At 70.9% G+C, this 19,399-nt stretch carries 19 protein-coding genes; 9 read left to right on the forward strand and 10 right to left on the reverse strand.

Going from position 1 to position 19,399, the window contains the following annotated elements:
• Nucleotides 1-48: 48 nt before the first annotated feature.
• Both OWR29_RS47195 and OWR29_RS47200 read left to right on the forward strand, forming a co-directional pair.
• A complete protein-coding gene (locus OWR29_RS47195; protein ID WP_267570253.1) occupies nt 49-489 on the forward strand; it encodes a hypothetical protein in 441 nt (146 codons plus the stop codon).
• A gap of 58 nt (nt 490-547) precedes the next feature.
• Nucleotides 548-1,099 (forward strand): hemerythrin domain-containing protein, encoded by a 552-nt coding sequence (locus tag OWR29_RS47200; RefSeq protein ID WP_267570254.1) that lies wholly within the window; start codon nt 548-550, stop codon nt 1,097-1,099.
• Between the two features lie 3 nt (nt 1,100-1,102).
• Here the strand turns inward: OWR29_RS47200 and OWR29_RS47205 are convergent, their stop codons facing one another.
• From OWR29_RS47205 to OWR29_RS47225, 5 genes are all read right to left on the reverse strand, one after another.
• Nucleotides 1,103-2,302: a DUF1501 domain-containing protein gene (locus tag OWR29_RS47205; RefSeq protein ID WP_267570255.1), complete on the reverse strand. Its 1,200-nt coding sequence runs from the start codon at nt 2,300-2,302 to the stop codon at nt 1,103-1,105.
• Nucleotides 2,303-2,448: 146 nt separating this feature from the next.
• Nucleotides 2,449-3,660, reverse strand: a complete 1,212-nt coding sequence (locus OWR29_RS47210; RefSeq protein ID WP_267570256.1) for a DUF1800 domain-containing protein — start codon at nt 3,658-3,660, stop codon at nt 2,449-2,451.
• Between the two features lie 819 nt (nt 3,661-4,479).
• Entirely contained in the window at nt 4,480-5,379 is a 900-nt protein-coding gene (locus OWR29_RS47215; RefSeq protein ID WP_267570257.1) for a DODA-type extradiol aromatic ring-opening family dioxygenase, read from the reverse strand.
• A gap of 196 nt (nt 5,380-5,575) precedes the next feature.
• Entirely contained in the window at nt 5,576-6,592 is a 1,017-nt protein-coding gene (locus OWR29_RS47220) for an arabinan endo-1,5-alpha-L-arabinosidase (RefSeq protein ID WP_267570258.1), read from the reverse strand.
• A 319-nt stretch (nt 6,593-6,911) separates the two neighbouring features.
• Nucleotides 6,912-8,390, reverse strand: coding sequence for a family 43 glycosylhydrolase (locus tag OWR29_RS47225; protein ID WP_267570259.1), 1,479 nt, complete (start codon nt 8,388-8,390; stop codon nt 6,912-6,914).
• A gap of 101 nt (nt 8,391-8,491) precedes the next feature.
• On the opposite strand from OWR29_RS47225, the gene OWR29_RS47230 reads away from it, so the two are divergent.
• Nucleotides 8,492-8,920: an RrF2 family transcriptional regulator gene (locus tag OWR29_RS47230; protein ID WP_267570260.1), complete on the forward strand. Its 429-nt coding sequence runs from the start codon at nt 8,492-8,494 to the stop codon at nt 8,918-8,920.
• 11 nt (nt 8,921-8,931) lie between these two features.
• On the forward strand, nt 8,932-10,119 hold the full coding sequence (locus tag OWR29_RS47235; RefSeq protein ID WP_267570261.1) for a globin domain-containing protein: 1,188 nt from the start codon (nt 8,932-8,934) through the stop codon (nt 10,117-10,119).
• On the opposite strand, the gene OWR29_RS47240 is transcribed toward OWR29_RS47235, so the two are convergent.
• Nucleotides 10,116-11,819: an aminotransferase class V-fold PLP-dependent enzyme gene (locus OWR29_RS47240; RefSeq protein WP_267570262.1), complete on the reverse strand. Its 1,704-nt coding sequence runs from the start codon at nt 11,817-11,819 to the stop codon at nt 10,116-10,118. The genes OWR29_RS47235 and OWR29_RS47240 overlap by 4 nt on opposite strands.
• 91 nt (nt 11,820-11,910) lie before the next feature.
• Here OWR29_RS47240 and OWR29_RS47245 point away from each other — a divergent pair, with 91 nt between their 5' ends.
• Nucleotides 11,911-12,396 carry a hypothetical protein gene (locus OWR29_RS47245; RefSeq protein WP_267570263.1) on the forward strand — a complete coding sequence of 162 codons (486 nt, stop codon included), beginning with the start codon at nt 11,911-11,913 and terminating at the stop codon, nt 12,394-12,396.
• Between the two features lie 4 nt (nt 12,397-12,400).
• Here the strand turns inward: OWR29_RS47245 and OWR29_RS47250 are convergent, their stop codons facing one another.
• A complete protein-coding gene (locus OWR29_RS47250) occupies nt 12,401-12,958 on the reverse strand; it encodes a GerMN domain-containing protein (protein ID WP_267570264.1) in 558 nt (185 codons plus the stop codon).
• 100 nt (nt 12,959-13,058) lie between these two features.
• On the opposite strand from OWR29_RS47250, the gene OWR29_RS47255 reads away from it, so the two are divergent.
• Together OWR29_RS47255 and OWR29_RS47260 are read left to right on the forward strand one after the other, a co-directional pair.
• The gene (locus OWR29_RS47255; RefSeq protein WP_267570265.1) at nt 13,059-13,343 is read left to right on the forward strand and encodes a hypothetical protein; all 285 of its coding nucleotides are present in this window, start codon (nt 13,059-13,061) and stop codon (nt 13,341-13,343) included.
• Nucleotides 13,340-13,663, forward strand: coding sequence for an STAS domain-containing protein (locus OWR29_RS47260; protein ID WP_267570266.1), 324 nt, complete (start codon nt 13,340-13,342; stop codon nt 13,661-13,663). The genes OWR29_RS47255 and OWR29_RS47260 overlap by 4 nt, the downstream gene beginning before the upstream one ends.
• Here OWR29_RS47260 and OWR29_RS47265 read toward each other — a convergent pair.
• From OWR29_RS47265 to OWR29_RS47275, 3 genes are all read right to left on the reverse strand, one after another.
• On the reverse strand, nt 13,653-14,990 hold the full coding sequence (locus tag OWR29_RS47265; protein ID WP_267570267.1) for a sensor histidine kinase: 1,338 nt from the start codon (nt 14,988-14,990) through the stop codon (nt 13,653-13,655). The two genes, OWR29_RS47260 and OWR29_RS47265, sit on opposite strands and share 11 nt — an antisense overlap.
• Nucleotides 14,987-15,670 carry a response regulator transcription factor gene (locus OWR29_RS47270; protein WP_267570268.1) on the reverse strand — a complete coding sequence of 228 codons (684 nt, stop codon included), beginning with the start codon at nt 15,668-15,670 and terminating at the stop codon, nt 14,987-14,989. The genes OWR29_RS47265 and OWR29_RS47270 overlap by 4 nt, the downstream gene beginning before the upstream one ends.
• Before the next feature lie 232 nt (nt 15,671-15,902).
• Entirely contained in the window at nt 15,903-17,378 is a 1,476-nt protein-coding gene (locus OWR29_RS47275; protein ID WP_267570269.1) for a carboxylesterase/lipase family protein, read from the reverse strand.
• A gap of 92 nt (nt 17,379-17,470) precedes the next feature.
• On the opposite strand from OWR29_RS47275, the gene OWR29_RS47280 reads away from it, so the two are divergent.
• Complete coding sequence (locus OWR29_RS47280) at nt 17,471-18,775, forward strand: sensor histidine kinase (RefSeq protein ID WP_267570270.1); 1,305 nt, start codon at nt 17,471-17,473, stop codon at nt 18,773-18,775.
• Complete coding sequence (locus OWR29_RS47285) at nt 18,772-19,386, forward strand: response regulator (RefSeq protein WP_267570271.1); 615 nt, start codon at nt 18,772-18,774, stop codon at nt 19,384-19,386. Before OWR29_RS47280 ends, OWR29_RS47285 begins: the two co-directional genes overlap by 4 nt.
• Nucleotides 19,387-19,399 lie beyond the last annotated feature (13 nt).

Here is a 19,399-nt window from a genome sequence, read left to right on the forward strand (position 1 = left end):
ACCGGTGCGGCACGACAACCCGTCGACGCGGGTCGATAGTCGACAGGCATGAGAAAACTGTTGCTCATCCCTTTGTTGGTTCTGGCGTCGGTGCTGGCCTTCGCCCCACCGGCGCTGGCGGCCGAGGTGGTCGGCCCGCTGCGCAGCACCTGCCGGGTGAACGGCAAACTCGTGCTGTTCTGGACGTACGCCTATTACCCGACGTCCGATTACAAGAGCTTCACCGTCCACCGAGTCGCCTGGAGCACCCAGCCGTCGTTCAAGCCGTCGCGCGTGGTGATCAGCGTCAAGAAGTCGAACGGCAAGGGCGAGGTCGTACGGATCTGGGGCGGCGCCGCGACCAGTCTGCGCGACGTCGGAGCCACCGGTGACACGGGAGCACCGTGGGGCACGAAACGCTATTCGACGTCCGCCTATGTGGGCATCTTCGCCCGGTTCTATCTGAACGGCAGCAAGTCCTGCGTGACCCCGGTGATCAACGTGCAGTGAGGTGTGCCCGTCGCCTTCCTGGGTAAGCGGCCGCCGCTCGCCTACCTAGGAGAAGAAAATGACCAGCGACGTCGTCGACATTCTGACCAGCGACCACCGGGACGTCACCGCCCTGATCGGCGAGATCTGGACGATCCGCGACCCGGAAATGCGCCGCGACTTGACCGACACGGCGATCAGTGAGCTCGTGCGGCACGCGGTCGCCGAGGAGATGTACGTCTACCCGGCGATGAAGAAGTACCTGCCGAACGGCGAGAAGTCGGTCGAGCACGACGTCGAGGAGCACAAAGAGCTCGAAGAGGCGATGAAAAGCCTCGAGGACCTCGACGTGAGCAGCCCCGAATTCGACGAGTCGTTGCGCAAGCTCGAAGCCATCCTGGCCGACCACGTGCAGGACGAGGAGTCCGACCAGTTCCCCGAACTGCGCCGCCTGGTGCCGGCCGAGGAACTGGTCGAGCTGGCCGGCAAGGTCGAGACGGCCAAGAAGCTGGCGCCGACCCGACCGCACCCGGGCGCTCCCAACAACGAGCTGTTCCACAAGCTCGTCGGGCCGGGCGTCGGGCTGGTCGACCGCCTGCGCGACAAGCTGACCGGCCGCGCCACGAAGTAGAGGTCACCCGGCCAGATCGAGGCGGCCGCGCCAGCCGTCCAGGATCTGGCCCGGGTCGGCTTCCAGGACGTCGGCCAGCAGCATCGCGTAGACGTCGCGGAAGTCGGTCGTGAACTTGAGGTCGCCGTCGTCGAGGTCGGTCAGGCTCGGGGGCTCCCCGTGCAGGCCGCCCTCGATGCTGTCGCTTATGAGAAACACGTTGGACGCGGTGCCATGGTCGGTGCCGTCGGAGGCGTTGGCCCGCACCCGGCGTCCGAACTCGGAGTAGACGGCGACGACCACGCCCTTGCCCGCCATGCGCTCGGCGAACGCGGCGAGGGCCTTGTCCAGCTTGGCCAGCAGCGACTTCTGCGCGTCCTTGCCGTCGGCGTGCAGGTCGAAGCCGCCCAGCGACACCGAATAGACGCGGGTCGCCACGTTCGCCTCGATGCAGCGCGCGACCAGCGCGAGTTGCTGATCCAACGGCGGCGCGGCGCCCCCGGTCGCGGTGGCCGGCGCGTCGGCGTCGTCGTCCTCGGCGATCGGGGCGTTCGAAACCAGGTCCCGTACGCGTGACAGGTCCCCGAAGCAGGCGGCCGCCCGGGCCAGCGCGGCCGGCTCGCCCGCGACCGGTGCGCCCATCCTGGTCAGGAGTTCCGGCGTCACTCCGGCCGGCAGCTTCAGTTCGCCGCCCGGGACGGTCGCGCCCGCGCTCCTGGCCCCGGCCAGCAGCGGCGGCAGCACCGGCTCGAACGAGATCGCCAGCCGCGGATCGCCGCCGGCCGTGTCGAGCCAGCGTCCCAGCCAGCCGGTGGTGCCGGGCCGGTCGGGCTGGGCGGTCTGCCAGATGTCCATCGACTGGAAGTGGCTGCGGTTCGGCTTCGGATAGCCGACACCGCGCACAATGGCCAGCCGTTTCTCGCCGAACAGCTTGTGCAGCCCGGGCAGACCCGGGTTGAGCGCTTCCCCTTCGCCGAGGTCGAGCAGTTCGTCCGCCGAGTAGGCGAAGTCGGGCCGGGCAGCGGCATAGGCCGGATCCGCGTACGGGATGACGGTGTTCAACCCGTCGTTGCCCCCGTACAACGTGACCAGCACCAGCGTCTTGGCCTGCGGGTCACGGTCGCCGGCGGTCGCCAGAATTTCCCGTACGCCCACCGCGCTCGCCGCCGCAGCCGCCGTCACACCGCTGGCGATCAGAAACCGCCGCCTGGTGATGGTGTCCATGTCTGTCCTCTCGATCGGTAGCGATTCGGACCATCGGCGTCCGCTTCGGGCAGCCAGAGCCGGCGGCTGGTCGGGCCGGCGGTGATTCACCGGACTGCCGGCTCGGCCACGGCCGGGTCGAGGCTGAGCAGCCGCCATGTCCCACGTCAGTGGACGGCGTACTCCGGGCTGGCCAGGCCGAGCGCGAGCAGTCGGCGCGGGTCTTTGGTGGCGGTGAGCACGGCATTGGTGCGGTCGCTCCAGCCGTCGACGGCAAGCAGGTCGGCCAGAGCTTCGACCCGGTCGGCGCCGGCGAGGCCGTTGACGTCGGCCTTGGCCGCCAGCTTCTGCCCGGCCCGCAGCCGGGTCAGCGTCGACGAGGTGGTGAGCCAGGCCGCCCCCTCGGGCCAGCCACCGACCGACGGCGGTCGCAGTGGCACCTGCCCGAGGGCCTTCAGGAACGGCTCGGTGCCGTCGGGCTTGAGACCCAACTGGCGTACGGCGCCGACTACCCACTCGACCGGCTGCTTGACGAGAGTGCCGGCGGTGGCAGCGAAGGCGGGCGCCGTACAGATTCCCTTGAGCAGGGTTGTCGTGTCCCGTCCGCTGACAGCCGGCGCCTGCCCGGGACCGCCGTAGCGCGCCCACAACCGGCCGAGGATGAACGGCAGGTGAGCTGATTGTCCGACGATCAGATCGGCGTACGAGTCGACGTCGTCCACCTTGCCGCCGAGCAGGGCGACCGCCTGATCGTCGTGCCGCCGGGGCACCAGCCGCGCCTGGCCGGTGGCCCGATCGACCTGCCAGCCGGTCAGCACCCGGGCGCCGGCCTTCACGTCGGCTTCGGTGTACTCCCCCACGCCGAGCGTGAACAGCTCCATGACCTCACGGGACAGGTTCTCGTTGGGCGCCTTGCGCGTGTTCTTCTGCCCGTCCAGCCAGACGATGAGCGCGGGGTCGCGCAGCATCGCCCGCACCAGCGGCCCAGTTGGCCCCGCTCCGTACCGGCGGAATGTCTGCTGCTGGCCGAGCATGAGGTGGGCCGAGCGCACCTTCTGCACGCTGGTCGCCCAGTGCCCGTGCCAGAAGAACGTGAGCTTCTCAGCCGCCGTCTCGTCGGCGACCATCCTGGCCACCCACCACCTCGTCAACACGCTGACCTGCTCACGCTGCTTCTTACGAGCGGCTTGCCGTTCCTCCTTGCTGCCCCCAACTGCCGGCGCCGCACCGAGGTCAGGCGGTTCCGGCACCGCAGCCGGCCGCAACAACCGCTCAAGCGTGGCGTCATAGCCAGCCCGAACACCCGCATCAACCTCAGCCGACGTAGGCCCGAAGGTGAGCCGCCGCAGCAGATGCATCACCAGAAGTCGATCGCTCATGCCGCGACGCTAAGCGCCACATGTAAGCGTCACGTAAGCGCCAGATACGCCGTTCGTTCAGGCCGCCACCCACAAGCGACAACGTCCGCCACCCAAAACGTGCACCACAACCAACAAACGAGCAGCTTCGGCCATAAACGTGCAGCGTCAGCCGACACAACGCTCACGCTCACGCTCACTCAATCGGCATGCAGCTTCAGCCGCCCCCGCTCAATCGGCGCGGAGCTTCAGCCGCCTCTGCTCAACCGGCTGCGCTCAGCCAACCGTCCTCAATCGGCCGTGTTCCGTCATCTGCGCTCAACCGGCCCGTTTCGCCAGCCGCATTCCGCCGACCGCGCTCAGCTAGCCGCCCTCAGCTCGCCGCCCTCAACCGGCCGCGCTCCCGCCATCCGCGCTCAACCGGCCCGTTCCGCCAGCCGCGCTCAGACAGCTGCCCTCAGCTCGCCGCCCTCAACTGGCCGCGCTCCCGCCATCCGCGCTCAACCGGCCCGTTCCGCCAGCTGCGCTCAGCCAGCCGCGCTCAACCGTCCGCCCTCAGCCGGCCGCGTTTCGTCTTCTGCGCTCAGGCCGCCACCCACAAACGAGCACTTCGGCCTGGCTGGAACGAGCAACCAAACCCGCAAACGAGCAGCTTCGTCCATCAACGTGCAATTTGGGCTGGCACCACGCTCAAGCTCGCTCAATCGGCGCGCAGGGTCGGGCGGCCGCTTTCGGCCAGTCGCGTTCGGGCAGCCGCCACCGGGCGACCGCGCTCGGTCAGCCGCGCTCGGCCGGCCGGAACTCGCGGGGTTCCGGCCGGTCGGCGGTGGCGGAGTGGGGTCAGGCGGCCTGGAAGGAGCGGCGGGAGAGGCCGACCGAGTAGCCCTCGAGCTTGGTCAGCACGGGGGCGGTCGGGTTGGTGGCGGCGCCCAGGGTGACGAACAACGGCGTGAAGTGTTCGACCGTGGGGTGCGAGAAGGGCATGCCGGGGGCGGCGGTGCGGAAGCGGGCCAGTTCGGCCACGTCGCCGCGGTCCAGGGCCTCGGCGGCCCAGGCGTCGAAGTCGGCCGACCAGCCGGGGACCTTGTTGGCCACGAACTGGTCGCGGGTCAGGAAAGGCAGGCCGTGGGTCATGTGGCCGGAGCCGACTACCAGCACGCCCTGTTCGCGCAGCGGGCGCAGCCGTTCGCCCAGCTTCAGCAGCTTGTCGGGGTCGTCGGTGGGCAGGCTGAGCTGCAGCACCGGCACGTCGGCGGCCGGGTACATGATCTTCAGGGGCACCCAGGCGCCGTGGTCGAGGCCGCGGCGGTTGTGCTCGTGGGCCTGCTCGCCGTCCGGCATCATCGCGGCGACCTGCTGGACCAGCGGGGCGGCGTCGGGGGTGTCGTAGCGGAACGTGTAGTACAGCGGGTCGAAGCCGCCGAAGTCGTAGACCAGTTCGCTGGGCTGGGCGGCGCTCAGCGACAGCGGCGCCGACTCCCAATGGGCGCTGACGACCAGGATCGCCTTCGGCTTGGGCAGGGAGCGAGCCCACTTGCGCAGCGGGTTGAGCCATTCGAAGTTCTCGAACGGCATCGGGCCGCCGCCGTGACTCACGTACAGGCTGGGCAGCGGCCCGTCCTCGGGCGTCCAGCTGCGGTGCGGGTCGGCCAGCTCGGCCCCGGCGGCCTTGCGGACGTGCTTGGCGAACGGGTGATTGGCCGGGATGCGGGCGTCGGCCAAGGCGGTGGTGCTGGACATGCGTACTCCCGGCTTTTAGTTGAAGCTACAAGCTCCATCAAACGATACGCCGGAAACTTGATTCGTCAAACACTTGTTGCCGAGGCCACCGGTTACCCCGGCGGCATCGGCTGTGCGTGAACCGGGAAACGCTCGGCCCGGACCACCGAGTTCGACGGGTCCGGGCCGAGCGTCGCGAGGAAGCGGCTGGGCGGGATCAGTAGACGAAGGGCCAGCCCGCGTTGTCGTAGCCGATGAGGTTGATGCCGAGGTACGACGTGCCGCTGTCGGCGTAGTAGTGATAGAAGAGCACGTCGGCGTCGGTGTCGGTGATGACTGCCTGGTGGCCGGGGCCGTGGATGCTGCCGTGGCCGGCCAGCACCTGGGTGCCGCCGCCGGAGGTCATGGCCACGCCGTTGCGGTCGGTGAAGGGGCCGTTGGGGCTGGTCGAGCGCCCGACCATCACGCGGTAGGTGCTGGACGCGCCCCGGCAGCACAGGTCGAACGACACCCACAGGTAGTAGTAGGAGCCGTGCCGCACCAGGGTGGGGGCCTCGATCGCGCCGCCGTTGCGGCCGGCCAGGCTGCGGATCGTCGTGCCCGAGCGCTTGCCGCTCGAGGCGTCGAGCGGGATCTGCTTGATGCCGGACCAGAACGAGCCGAAGTTCAGCCACCACTTGCCGGCCGTGTCGACGGTCAGGTTGGGGTCGATGGCGTTGTAGTTGTCCGAGCTGAACGACTCGATGACCAGGCCCTGGTTGGTCCAGCTGCCGGAGGCGCCGGTGGTGCTGGTGGCCAGGAAGATCGCCGAGCGGTTGGAGCCGAACGTCGAGGCCGAGTAGTAGAGGTAGTAACGGCCATTACGGTACGAGATGTCGGGCGCCCACAGGCTGCGGCTGCCGCCGGTGTACGCGGTGGTCCACGAGGCGCCGTTCGGGAAGACGCTGCCGGCCGCGCGGAACGCCGTGCGGTCGGTCGACGTCGAGAGCGGCAGGTTGTCGCCGGTCTGGGCCACGATGTAGCCGCCGCTCGGCGTCTTGACGACAGACGGGTCGTGCGTGCGGGTGGCGCCGGTGACCACGCCCGGGCCCGGGTACTGGCCGGGCGGCGTGGTCGGGGTGGCCGCGGCCACGACCGGCGCGGCGTTCACCGCGGCGTGGGCGTTGAGGGTCACGGCCGTGGCCGTGACGGTGGTGACCGTGAGGACTCCGGCCACCGCGAGCTGACGAAACATGACTTGTCCTTCGATCGGGGCGGCGCCCGTGCCGCGGTGGAACGGCACGGACACCACCGAACGAGCGCGGCCGACGAACGCCGCCAGATGAGCAAGAACGAACAACCGCGAGCGAGCTAAGACGAGCGCGGCCAACAAACGCCGCCAAACGAGCGGCAACGAACAACCACGAGCGAGCCAATACCGAGCACGGCCGACAAACGCCGGCCAACGAGCACGAACGAACAACTCCGGGCGGACTAGCGTCGCGGCGCCGCCGGCCAGCGCCGGCAAACGCTCACACCCGCGCAGTTCGAACTGCGCGAGTGTGAACGAACGGTCAGGGGGTGATGGACCACTGCTGGCAGGCGTTGCCGAGGGCGCCCCACTGCCGCACGACGACGCCGTCGGCTGTGCCGCAGTTCTCGGCGTCGAGCACCAGGCCGTTGCCGCGGTTGGCGATCAGGTAGCGGCCGTCGATCGGGGTGAGGCTCCACTCCTGGCAGACGTTGCCGAGCGAACTCCACAGGTTCACCGCCGTGCCGTTGGTGGCACCGCAGTTGACCGAGTCGAGCACCTTGCCGCTGTTCGCGTTCGTGATGCGGTAGTAGTTGCTCGTCGTCTTCGTGAACGTCCACTGCTGGCACGCGTTGCCCAGCGACGACCACTGCCGGATGGCCGTGCCGTCGGCCGTTCCGCAGTTGGCGGCGTCGAGCACCTTGTTGCTGTTCTGGTTGACCACCCGGTAGCGCGTGCCGGCCACCGGGAACGACACTGTGCCGCCCGGGTCGCCCGACGGTCCGGTCAGCGAGGCCGACACCCGGTCGGGCGTGCCCAGGTTCGGGCTGCCGTCGGAGTTCCAGCTGACCTTCTTGATCCGGGTCGTGCGCGTCCCGCCGCACCCTTGGGCGGTGCTTTCGTTGGCGTGGTAGACCAGCCACGTCTCGGCGCCGTCGGGCGAGTTGAAGAAGCCCTGACCGCCCGGCCCGTACACCCCGTTGGCGTCGCTGCGCTGGAAGATCGGCGTGCTCTTCTTGGTCCACGAGGCGGCGGCCAGCGGGTTGCTGCCGGTGAGGGTCAGCATGCCCAGCTTGTAGTCGGGCGTGTTGCAGGAGCTGGCCGAGAAGGTCAGATACGTGATGCCGTTGTGCTGCACCACATACGGCGCTTCCTCCGTGTTGCCACCCTGCTTCTCCCAGTCGTACGAGGGATAGGAAATTCTCGTCCCGTACGCGGCCGCCGTCCACGGGTTGGTCAGGCGCGTCACGAACAGGCTCTGCAGGTCACCGACCCACGACGAGTAGAAGAAGTAGTTCACTCCCCCGATGGTGGCCACGCTGCCGTCGATCGCCCAGCCGTTGTTCGCCTGCACGTTGAGCTGACCTTTGTAGGTGAACGGGCCCATCGGGTCGGCGCCCGAGCTTTCGAGCACGTACGAGCGCTGCCCGTCACAACAGGCCGGCGTCCCCGCGCTGTAGTACAGATACCACCGGGTGCCGTTGGGCCCGTTCAGCTTGTGCAGGGAAGGCGCCCACACGTTGCAGCAGTTGGTCGAGCCGCTTCCGGTGTAGACCACCGACTCGGTGGCCCCCGGCAGTGCGGCAACCGATCGGGCCCGCTTGACGACGATCTGCGAGTTCCAGGTCGTGGCGGCCAGGTAGTAGTAGCCGTTGTCGTAGCCCATCCACGGGTCGGCCCCGTACGGCGCGGCCGCCAGCGGATTGGTGAACGAGATGGCGGCCTGGCTGCTGGGCGCCCGCACGACGACGACCGCCGTCACCAGGAGCAGAGCGAGGACCGCGCGGAGACAGGTCTTCATGGCTAGCCATGGTGAACGTTAACATCGACGCCTGTCAACCCCCACTGTGATCACTCCCATAAAAGAGGACTTCGAGAGTCTTCTTTTACTAGGGTCGTCTCGTGCGCCTGAACCGCTCCACCGACATCGGGCTCCGGGTCCTCATGCTCGGGGCCGCCCGCGACGACCTGCTCACCATCGACGAGCTGGCCGCCTCGCTCGCGGTCCCCCGGCACCACCTGGCCAAGGTGGTGCAGAAGCTGCAGCATCTGGGCCTGCTCGAGACGGTCCGCGGCCGCAGCGGCGGCGTCCGGCTGGCCGCCGTGGCCCGCGACTCGTCGGTCGGCGGCCTGATCCGCGAGCTCGAGGGCGAGACGGAGGTCGTCGACTGCAGCGGCGACCCCGGCTGCCCGCTGAGCCAGGGCTGCCGCCTGCGCGGAGCGCTCAAGCGCGCCCAGGAGGCGTTCTACGCCTCGCTGGACCCCATCACGATCGGCGACCTCACCGCGCCGCCGGTCCGCCAGGTCCTGCTGAGTCTGGGCCGGCACTAAAGGAGAACGAAGTGCTCTCAAACCAAAGCGTCCCAGTCGTCGAAGCGACCCTTCCCGTCGTCGCGCAGCACCTCGACGCGATCTCGGGCGTCTTCTACGACACGATGCTCGGTGACAATCCGGAGCTGCTGAACCTGTTCAGCCGCAGCGCCCAGGCCACCGGCGAACAGAAGTCGGCTCTCGCCGGCGCGGTCGCCGCCTTCGCCGCCCACCTCGTCGGTCAGGGGCCCGAGGCGCACGTCTTCGACCACGTCGTCGAGCGCATCGCGCAACGGCACTGCGCGCTCGGCATCCGCCCCGAGCAGTACACGATGGTCGGCCGCTACCTGATGGGCGCGGTCGGCACGGTGCTGGGCGAGGCGGTCAGCCCCGCGATCGCGGCCGCCTGGGACGAGGTGTACTGGCTGTTCGCGGCCCGGCTGATCGGGCGCGAGGCCCGGCTGTACGGCGAGGCCGGAGTCGACGGCACGAACCCGTGGCGCGACTACACGGTGGTCAACCGGATCGACGAGGCCCACGACGCGGTGTCGTTCCTGCTCGCCCCGGCCGACGGCGGCCCGGCCCCGCACTTCCAGCCGGGCCAGTACGTGACGGTGGCGGCCGACCTGCCCGACGGCACCCGCCAGCTGCGGCAGTACTCGCTGTCGCAGTCGGCCACCGGCGGCCCTCTGCGCATCACCGTCCGCCGGGTCCGCGGCACGAACGGCTCGCCCGACGGCGTGGTCTCCGGCTGGCTGCACGGCCACGTGAAGGCCGACGACACACTGCGCCTCAGTCAGCCGTACGGGAACCTGACCTTGAAAGACGGCGGAGCCCCGCTGTTGCTGGTCAGCGCAGGCGTGGGCATCACCCCGATCGCCGCCATCCTCGACCACGTGGCCCGCACCCAGCCCGGCCGCCCGGTCACCGCCGTCCACGCCGACCGCAGCCCCGACCGGCACCCGCTGCGCGCCGACACGGCCATCCACGGCTCCCGGCTGCGCACGTTCACCAACCTGACCTGGTACGAGGAGACGACCGGCCGGGTCGACGTCGACCTCATCCCGCTCGACGAGGGCGCCGAGGTCTACCTGTGCGGCCCGGTGCCGTTCATGCAGCACATCCGGGCCGGCCTGCACCGCCGCGGCGTCCCCGACGCCAGCATCCGCTACGAGGTCTTCGGCTCCGAGCAGTGGAAGCCGGTCCCCGTCGCCGTCTAAAGCGGAGTTCCGTCGCCGTAGGCGCCCACCCAGCCGTCCAGGCACTCGTCCGGCAGCAGGAACCACCGGAGCTTCTCGAACGGACCCGGCAGCTTGGCGCCGGCCCCGTCCACCGGGCTGGAACGGGCGGTCAGCCGGGCGCGCGCCTCGGCCAGCTGGGCGGGCAGGACGTCCTCGCCCAGCTGAGCCGGGGCGGCAGGCTGTGTGACCGCGCCGTCGGGATGCAGCGCGAGATCCGACAGGTTCGGCAGCGAAGGCGAGAAGTCCCGGTGGCGCCACTGGCCGGTGACCGGGCTGAAGCGGTAGTCGGGCAGCAGACGATCACCGTACGAGGCGATCAGCGCGACCGATTCGATCAGGTAGTCGGCGACCGTCTCGGAGAGGAAGTAGGCGAAGTTCAGGCGGGACCAGCCGGGCTTGATGCCCTCCCAGCCGTCCTCGATCTCGTGCTCGAACCGGCGGGACAGCTCGGGCCCGATGCCCAGCAGCCGGTGGCCGTACGGGCCCGCGCACGAACAGCCGCCGCGGGCCTGGATGCCGAACAGGTCGTTAAGCAGCCGCACCACGTAGTTGTGGTGCAGGTAGCGCTCCCCCGCCCGGATCTGGAACGACACGATCGGCAGCCGGGTGGATTCCAGGTCGCCCAGGATCTCGATGCGGTCGTCGCCGGCCCAGCGTTCGCGCGCCCGGTGCCACAGAGCGTGCTCCTGCGATGCGATCAACTCGGTGCCGACCGCCTCTTTGACGCCGAAGACCAGGCCGGCGCGGATCGACTCGACGATGGCCGGGGTGCCGCCCTCCTCGCGGGCGATCGGGTCGTCCAAGTAGCGGTGGCCTTCCGGGTCCACGAAGGCCACCGTGCCGCCGCCGGGAACGGTCGGCACCTTGTTGACCAGCAGATGCTTGCCGACGACGAGGACGCCCGGGGTCTGCGGGCCGCCGGGGAACTTGTGCGGCGACAGGAAGATCGCGTCCTTGTCGTCCATCGTGATCGGCAGGTAGGGGCCGCCGGCCGCGTAGTCCCAGATCGACAGCGCGCCGTGCTCGCGCAGCACGGCCGAGATCGCGGCCACGTCGGTCAGCAGCCCGGTCACGTTCGAGGCGGCGCTGAAGCTGCCGATCCGCAAAGGCCTTTCCGCGTACGTCGTCAGGGCCTGCCGGAGGTCGTCGAGGTCAGGGTTCCCCCGCCCATCGCTGCCGATTTCGATCACATCGGCGATCGACTCGCGCCAGGGCAGGACGTTGGAGTGATGCTCGTACGGGCCGACGAACACGACCGGGCGGTCGGCCGCCGGAATGTGGGCACTCCAGCCGTACGTGTCGTCAAGGTTCTCCGGCACGCGCAGGCCGAGCAGCGCGACCAGCTTGTTGACCGCCGTGGTCGACCCCGACCCGCAGAACAGCACCACGTCGCCGGGCCCCGCGCCGACCGAGCGGTGGATCAGCTCGCGGGCCTGTTCGCGCAGCGCGCCCGTGCCCGCGCCGGTCGACGACGCCTCGGTGTGGGTGTTGGCGTACCCGGTCAGCACCGTGTCCCGGATGTAGCTCTCGACGAAGTCCAGCGCCTGCCCGGACGCGGTCTGATCGGCGTACGTGACCCGGCGCGGCCCGAACGGCCCGGTGAGCACCGCCCCCGTGCCGATCGACCCCTCACGCAAGCGCCGCAGCAGCGAGGAATCGCTCAGTGGGTAATTCGACATGCCACGCATCACTCTCAACTCAGTCGGCACCCTGACAACCTGTCCGGCCGACCCGGCGGCCGGGGCACCCGGGCGAGCCTAGCCTGACTGCATGCCGTACGTCGCCGCCCGGGACGGCCGCCAGCAGCGCGGTCCGACCAACCGGGCCCCCAGCGTCCCCGACCGCCTCGACGATCTGCACGGCCACAGCGTGGGCCTGCTGGAGCTGCCGAAACACATGGCCTCCGGGCACCGCAGCCGCCGCATCCTCGACCTGGAGGACCCGGCCCAGCAGCGCCAGGCCTACCAGACCGTGCTGTGCCAGGCGGCCGACTGCTGCGAGATCAACGACCTGCTCAACCCGGGGGTGCTGCGCCGCATCTGGCGTCATCTGCACCTGCCGGCCAAGGTGCGCTCGGAGTGGGAGGCCCGGCACCCGGCCCTGGCCCAGCCGGCGCTGGCCGCCGAGGAGGCGCCCGCCGTGGACGCGGCCGAACTGGCCGCCGCCCGCCTGCCCCAGCCCACCGGGCGTCGCACCCGGGTCGACCGCCTGACCGCGGCGCAGATGATCGGCGCCCGGACAGCCTCGGCCCGCTGAGGGCTCAACCGGGCTGCAGCATCGACGCGTAGTCGCTGCTGTGCAGCGGGCCGTCGGTGAGCGTGCCGTCGGCCCGGGGCACCTGCAGCGCCTGCCCGTCGCGGGTGAACAGCACCGAGCCGACGTCGGCGCGCGCCGTCATCGTGCACACGACCTGCCCGTAGGCCAGGATCTCGTCGTTGCGGGCGTTGCCCTCGTCGAGCTCGGGGAACTCGACGGTCACCTCGGCCCCGGCCACCACCCGGCCGGACAGGGCGAGCCCGGTCAGCGCCGTGCCCAGCCCGGCCGACCTCTCCTGAGCCGTCGGCCCGGCCACCAGGCTGTCCAGCTGCGTCTGCACGCTGGGGTAGGACGCCGTACGCCGCACGGTCTGCACCAGCCCGTCGCCGCGCACCAGGCAGAGCACCTGCGCCACCTCGCCCACCGCCACCGCCGGGCCCGCGCCCGGCGTGGTCAGCGGGTGCCGCGGCAGGTCGACGCCGTGCGGCTCGTCCTGGGCGCGGACCCCGCACCCGCCGAGCAGCACGACGGCCGCCGTCATGGTCATCCAGGCCCGCCGCATATCCGAATGATGCCTCGGACCCGGCCCACGTCCCCGCTCCGTCACGGAACTGTCATATCGCCGGGAAAGTTCCGCAAACCTCGGGCGTCACTGTGGAGTCATGACGGTCACCAGTCTGGTCACCGCCGTCCTCGTCGGCGGCGCCCTGGGCGTCGCCGGGCACCTGCTCACGAGGGCGGGCCGCCGCGTGCCGTTCTGGCTTCCCCCGACGGTGGGCGTCGGCATGGCCGTGTTCGCCACGACCGTCGTACGGATCGCCGCCGACCTGCCCGCCGGCGTCAGCCTCACCGAACTGGCCCTGCAGGTGCTGTTCGGCGGGGCCGGGGTCGCCGCCGTGGTCACCACCGCCGACCGCCGTACGCCCGAGAAGGAGGGCATTCGATGACCGACGTACGCGACGCCACCGACACCGCGGTGGTCACGCCGCTGAGCGACCTCGACGCCGACGCCGTCGAGCTGCTGCGCGAGTCGCTGGCCGAGGCGGTCCGCGACCATCGCCACGTCATCGTCGATCTGCACGCGGCGCCGACCATCGACTCGGCCGGGCTGAGCATGCTCGTGCGCGCCTTCAACGACGCCAAGAGCCACGGCGGCACGCTCGCGCTGGCCGCTCCCTCGCGGTATGTGGTGACCGTGCTGCACACCATGAAGCTGCACCAGGTCTTTCCCCTGTACGAGGACGTCGACGCGGCGCTCAGCGCATAGGCAGGTCTATCCGGAACCTCGCGCCGCCACCGGGCCGGTCGGTCAGGGAAGCTTTGCCGCCATGGGCCGCCGCGTGCTCGGCGACGATCGACAGTCCCAGGCCGGTTCCGTCGCCGCCGCCGCGCGCGTTGGCCGCCGGGCCACGGACGAACCGGTCGAAGATGGTGGCCCGGGCCTCGTCCGGCACTCCCGGTCCCGCGTCGTCCACTTCCAGAAAACCGGGTCCCACCCGTACGGCCACCGGCCCCCCGCCGTAGCGGACCGCATTGTCGAGCAGGTTGCCCAGCGCCTGCTCGACCCGCCTCCGGTCGACGTGCCAGTCGACCGGGGTGCCGGGCTCGGTCCGCATCAGGTCGGCCGGCAGGTTCCGCGAGCTCAGCACCCGCCCCACCAGCAGCCCGATGTCGGCCTGCTCGAGGTGGGCCGGCTGGTCGCTGCGGGCCAGTTCGAGCAGGTCGTCGACGAGGGCCTGGAACCGGGCGACCTCGTCGGCGATCAGCCCGACGGCGGCCGCCGAGCGCTCGTCGAGGCTGTCCCGGCGCCGGTTGAGCACGCTGACCGCGGCGGCCAGGGTCTGCAGCGGGGAACGCAGCTCGTGACTGACGTCGGCCGCGAATCGGCGGTCGCGCTGCAGGCGGCGCGAGAGCTCGTCCGCCATGTGGTTGAACGACGAGGTCAGCCGGGCCAGGTCGGGTTCGGCGTCGGGGTCGAGCCGGGTGTCGAAGTCGCCCTCGGCGATGCCGCTGGCCGCCTCGGCCACCGCCGCCAGCGGTCGCAGGGCATGGCGGGTCACGTACCAGCCGACGGCCGCTCCCCCGGCCGACACCATGATCGCCACGGCGGTCAGCACGAGCGCGAGCAGTTGCAGCGTGCGTTCCAGCTCGCCCAGCGACACGATCTCGTAGAACACGCCCGCGCCCTGCACCGGCACGGCCACGACCAGCGCGGCCTCCCCGTCGCGGCGGATCCGCTGCGCGCCCGCCTCGCCGCTCGCGGCCATCTCTTGCAGGGGCTGGGGCACGGCGTTGCTCGCGGCCGGGCCGGCGCTGCGGGAGTACCACTGGCCCTGGCGCTGCAACAGCACGTACCGGTCGGCGCCGATGTCGAGCGACTGCAGCAGCTCCCCCACGTCGGGGCTGCTGCCGCCCAGGCCGCCGTTGATGGCGGCGGCGTCGAAGTAGGTGGCCCGGACGGCCGCCCGCTCGCGCTCCCGGAACAGGGTGTTGCTGATCAATTCGTACGAGACGAAAGTGACGCCGGCCGACAGGGCCAGAGCGCCCACGGCGAACGCGGCGCTGACCCGGGTCCGCAGCCCGGCTCGCCTCACGGCTGCAGCTTGTAGCCCAGACCGCGCACGGTCACCAGGTGCTTCGGCTTGCCCGCGCTGTCCTCGATCTTGTGGCGGAGCCGGCCCACGTGCACATCGACCAGGCGCTCGTCGCCGATCTCGTACTCCCAGACCCGGCTCAGCAGCTGCTGGCGCGAGAGCACCTGGCCCGGGTGCTCGGCCAATTCGCAGAGCAACCGGAATTCCGTACGCGTGACCGCCACTGCCTCGCCGTGCAGGCGAACCTCGCCCGCCTCGGGCCGGATCTCGAGGTCGCCGAAGGTCAGCACGGTCACGGCCGGGGTGGCCGACGCCGCCGCCCGGCCCCGCCGCCGCAGAGCCCGCAGCCGGGCCGCCAGCTCTTTGACGGCGACCGGCTTGACCACGTAGTCGTCGGCCCCGGCCTCGAGCCCGGCCACGATGTCGTGGGTGTCGTCCCGGGCGCTGACCACCACGATCGGCACGTCGTCGGTGCGGCGCAGCTGCCGGATGCACTCGAAGCCGTCCATGCCCGGCAGCATCAGGTCGACCAGCACGGTGTCGGCCGGCTGCCGGCGCTGCATCTCCAGCCCCTCCTCGGCGGTGGCCACGGCGTGGGTCTGGTAGCCCTCGTCCTCCAGGGCCATGGCCAGCGACAGGCGGATACGGTCGTCGTCCTCGATCAACAGCACGGCGCTCATAACCGCATGATGCCGCGCCGGACACGCTTCGACACGGCTGTGGGGCGAATCCCCGGTTTCGTCACGCAACCGTCATATGCCCGGAGTGCTACCGCCATCGGCCGCGAGCACCATCGATCACGGGAACGAACCCTCCCCACAGTGCCCGCGTCCCGCCCACCGGTTCGGTGGGCAGGGGCGCGGGTTCTTCCTGCCGGAGAGACCTGGACCGCCATCGAGGCCTCTCCGGCGCCTAAAGCGTGTTCCAGAAGTCGCATCGGTGCAGCTTCGCGACGTCGACGGGTTCGATGGCGTTCGGCTTGAGCTGCAGCGCTCCCTCCTCGGGCCAGACCGGGGCGCCCTCGTGGTTGGGGTCGCCGGTGCGGGCGAAGGCGGTCCAGTAGCCGATCATCCGGTCGGCCAGGGCGCGCTGGGCGTCGGTGTAGCGGTCCGAGGTGATCGGCTTGCGGCCGGCCACCTCGAACAGGTTGGGCAGCTCGGAGGCGTGCGAGGCGCCGGCCTCGAAGTCGGGCGGCAGGTCGACGAAGGGCTGGGCGTTCTCGTCGGCGAACTCGTAGCGGTAGCCCGGCAGCGGCCGCTGCCCGCACGACGCGGTGTCGGTGAACACGTCGCCCCAAGCCACGGCCGCGTCGCCGCCGTAGCGGGAGGGCGGGTATTCGCGCACGATCGCGGCCGCCTCGTCCGCGCCGAATGCGTCGGCGATCAGGCCCGGGTACTCCTGGGCGGTCATGCGCCAGCCGGCCACCGCGAAGATGCCGGACACCAGCCGGCTCTCGTGCTGGTTCCACCCGTACAGAAGCGGAATGTGGTTCTTCTCGACGGCCACCGCCGGGTCCTCGGGCAGCGCGGGTGTGCCATACGTGGCCGCGCCGAACTTGTCGTACTGCTTCCGCAGCTTGTCCACCGGCTGGCGGCGCAGGCAGTCGAGGTCGTCGCAGCCGACGGCCTTCATCGCGGCCTCGCGCACCTTCGCGGTCTCGGCGGCCGGCCGGAAGAAGCGGAAGGGCGCGCTGCCGGTCGGGGTGTAGTTCTTGGGCAGCGCGGCGTCACAGTTGCCGCTCTGCAGGATGGCCCGGTGGAACAGGCCGCGGGCGCCGGGCGCGCCGAGCTGGGCGCAGGCGCCGATCGCGCCGCCCGACTCGCCGAACAGGGTCACGTTGCCGGGGTCGCCGCCGAACTCGCGGATGTTGTCGCGCACCCAGCGCAGCGCGGCCTGCTGGTCCTGGAAGCCGTTGTTGTCGCCGGTCAGGAAGCCGTACAGGCCCAGGCGGAACTCGACCGTGACCACGACGACGTCGCCCTGGGCGACCAGGCGGGCCGGGTCGTAGTCGAAGCCGGCGCCCTCGGAGAAGCCGCCGCCGTGCAGCCAGACCATGACCGGGCGGTCCTTGGCCTTCGGCGGTGCGGTGACGTCGAGGTAGAGGCAGTCCTCGGCGGCGTCCTTGCGGGCCGGGCCCTGAGCGCAGGCCGGGCCGGACTTCTTGGCGGAGCGGACGCCGTCCCAGGCGGCCGGCGGCTGGGGTGGGCTGAACCGCCGGTCGCCGACGGGCGGGGCGGCGTACGGGATGCCGCGGTAGCGCGTGACGGCGTCGTCGCGCACACCTTCGACGGCGCCGGCTTTGGTGTCGGCGATCAGCAGGTCGGACACGGACGCGCAGGCGGGCACGGTGAGGGCCGCGGTCAGCAGGAGTGAGGCGATCTTCTTCATGACTCCAGCCTCGGTTTTTCGCGCGAGGCCGGGCAGTGGGCGGCGGCGATGGGTAAGTAACCGATCGGCTATTGACTGCCGGGGAGGAAACCATGGATCGCTGGCCGCCGCCGCAAGCGGGTCGTCCCGCCGCCGTCCTGGCCGCGGTGGTGCTGCTGGGGGTGGCGGTTGTCGCTATGTCGCCCTGGCCGTTGGCCGCCGCTTCTTGGCTGCTGCTGACCGCTTGGCGGTGGCCGTTGCGGGCGACGATCTACTACCCGGTCCTGCTGGTGCTGATGACGGCGGCGGTGACGTTCACGCCGTACGCGATGTTCGCCTCGTGGGTGCTGGCGCTGCACGCTTTCGTGCTGTTCGGGCCGCGCGCGGCGTTCGCCTGGTCGGTCGTGTCGGCCGTTTCGATCACCTTCGCGCAGTCCGGGACGCTCGATGTGTCGTCCTCGATCAGTTTGCTCGCGCCGCTCGTCGCCGCTGGGTGGTATTTGAGCGCCGCGCTCAAAGAGAACCTGTCACTGCGCGAAAAACTGATCGAACGTGCAACAAGCGACGGTGTACGCGCAGAAAGGACCAGGATGGCGCGCGAAATACACGACACCATCGCGCAAGACCTGAGCGCTTCGGCCGCCCTGCTCGAAGGCGCGGTGACCGACGGCGTCAGCGATCCCCGCGTCGCGCAGGCCCGCGACCTGGCCCGCTCGGGACTGGCCGAGGCGCGGCGCTCGGTGCTGGCGCTCGGCCCGGGCTCGCTCGACGGCAGCGGCCTGGCCGGCGCGCTGCGCGGCTTGGTCACCTCGTGGTCGGCCCGCACGGGCGTCCGCGGCTCGTTCGCGTCCGACCCGGAGGCGCGCCCGCTCGACGACGACACCGAGGCCGCGCTGTTCCGGGTCGGGCAGTCGGCGCTGGCCAACGTGGCCGAGCACGCGTCGGCCACCCGCGTCGACGTGACGTTGTCCTACCTGGACGACGAAGTAGTGCTGGACATCCGCGACGACGGCGTGGGCTTCACCGCCGCACCAGGCGCGGGCGCGGGCTTCACCGCCGCACCGGGCGTGAACTTCACGGCTGCACCGCGCGAAGGCGCGGGCCTCACCGATGCACCGGGCGAAGGCGTCGACCTCACGGCGCCGGGCAAGGGCGCGGGCCTCACCGATGCACCGCGCGAAGGCGCGGGCCTCACCGATGCACCGGGCGAAGGGGTAGGCCTCACGGCTGCACCGGCCGAGGGCGTCGACCTCACGGCAACGGGCAAGGGCGTGGGCTTCGCGGCTGCGCCGGGCGTGGGCCGCGGCTTTGGGCTGGCCGGCATGCGGGAACGGCTCGGGGCTCTGGGCGGCGGCTTGGAGATCGAGACCGGGCCAGGGGCGGGCACGGCCGTGCGGGCGGCGGTGCCGCTCCGATGATCCGGGTGCTGGTGGTCGACGACCATCCGATGTTCCGCGACGGCCTGCGGCAACTGCTCGAAGGCGACGACGAGTTCCAGGTGGTGGGCGAGGCCGCCGACGGCCACGAAGCGCTGGCCGTGCTCGAGTCGCGGCCGGCCGACGTGGTGGTCATGGACCTGCACATGCCGCGGATGGACGGCGTGACCACCATCGAGCATCTACGGACGTCGGCGCCGCACACTCGGGTGCTGGTGCTGAGCACGTACGACACCGACGCCGACGTCGTGCCCGCGATGACCGCCGGGGCCACCGGCTACCTGCTCAAGGACGTCTCCCGCGAGGAGCTGCGCGACGGCATCCGGGCGGCCGCCCGCGGCGAGACGGTGCTGTCGCGCAGCGCGGCCGGGCGGCTCGTCGGCCACGTGCGCGAGCCCGAATTGCTCAAGCCGCGCGAGCACGAACTGCTGCGACTGGTCGCGGGCGGCGCCACCAACAAGGAAGCGGCGGCCGCCCTGTTCGTCAGCGAGGCCACCGTGAAGGCGTATTTGCTGCGCATCTACGACCGGCTCGGCGCGCGCGACCGAGCGTCGGCGGTGGCCGAGGGATACCGCCGGGGGCTGCTCGGCTGAGCGGTGTTGGATG

The organism is Paractinoplanes pyxinae, from assembly GCF_026626335.1.
Taxonomy (GTDB): Bacteria; Actinomycetota; Actinomycetes; order Mycobacteriales; family Micromonosporaceae; genus Actinoplanes; species Actinoplanes pyxinae.

Excerpts from the sequence above, each read along its gene's own strand:
- OWR29_RS47195 (WP_267570253.1), top strand. The coding sequence starts at position 49 with ATGAGAAAACTGTTGCTCATCCCTTTGTTGGTTCTGGCGTCGGTGCTG.
- OWR29_RS47200 (WP_267570254.1), top strand. The coding sequence starts at position 548 with ATGACCAGCGACGTCGTCGACATTCTGACCAGCGACCACCGGGACGTC.
- OWR29_RS47205 (WP_267570255.1), bottom strand. The coding sequence starts at position 2,302 with ATGGACACCATCACCAGGCGGCGGTTTCTGATCGCCAGCGGTGTGACG.
- OWR29_RS47210 (WP_267570256.1), bottom strand. The coding sequence starts at position 3,660 with ATGAGCGATCGACTTCTGGTGATGCATCTGCTGCGGCGGCTCACCTTC.
- OWR29_RS47215 (WP_267570257.1), bottom strand. The coding sequence starts at position 5,379 with ATGTCCAGCACCACCGCCTTGGCCGACGCCCGCATCCCGGCCAATCAC.
- OWR29_RS47220 (WP_267570258.1), bottom strand. The coding sequence starts at position 6,592 with ATGTTTCGTCAGCTCGCGGTGGCCGGAGTCCTCACGGTCACCACCGTC.
- OWR29_RS47225 (WP_267570259.1), bottom strand. The coding sequence starts at position 8,390 with ATGAAGACCTGTCTCCGCGCGGTCCTCGCTCTGCTCCTGGTGACGGCG.
- OWR29_RS47240 (WP_267570262.1), bottom strand. The coding sequence starts at position 11,819 with ATGTCGAATTACCCACTGAGCGATTCCTCGCTGCTGCGGCGCTTGCGT.
- OWR29_RS47245 (WP_267570263.1), top strand. The coding sequence starts at position 11,911 with ATGCCGTACGTCGCCGCCCGGGACGGCCGCCAGCAGCGCGGTCCGACC.
- OWR29_RS47250 (WP_267570264.1), bottom strand. The coding sequence starts at position 12,958 with ATGCGGCGGGCCTGGATGACCATGACGGCGGCCGTCGTGCTGCTCGGC.
- OWR29_RS47255 (WP_267570265.1), top strand. The coding sequence starts at position 13,059 with ATGACGGTCACCAGTCTGGTCACCGCCGTCCTCGTCGGCGGCGCCCTG.
- OWR29_RS47260 (WP_267570266.1), top strand. The coding sequence starts at position 13,340 with ATGACCGACGTACGCGACGCCACCGACACCGCGGTGGTCACGCCGCTG.
- OWR29_RS47270 (WP_267570268.1), bottom strand. The coding sequence starts at position 15,670 with ATGAGCGCCGTGCTGTTGATCGAGGACGACGACCGTATCCGCCTGTCG.
- OWR29_RS47275 (WP_267570269.1), bottom strand. The coding sequence starts at position 17,378 with ATGAAGAAGATCGCCTCACTCCTGCTGACCGCGGCCCTCACCGTGCCC.
- OWR29_RS47280 (WP_267570270.1), top strand. The coding sequence starts at position 17,471 with ATGGATCGCTGGCCGCCGCCGCAAGCGGGTCGTCCCGCCGCCGTCCTG.
- OWR29_RS47285 (WP_267570271.1), top strand. The coding sequence starts at position 18,772 with ATGATCCGGGTGCTGGTGGTCGACGACCATCCGATGTTCCGCGACGGC.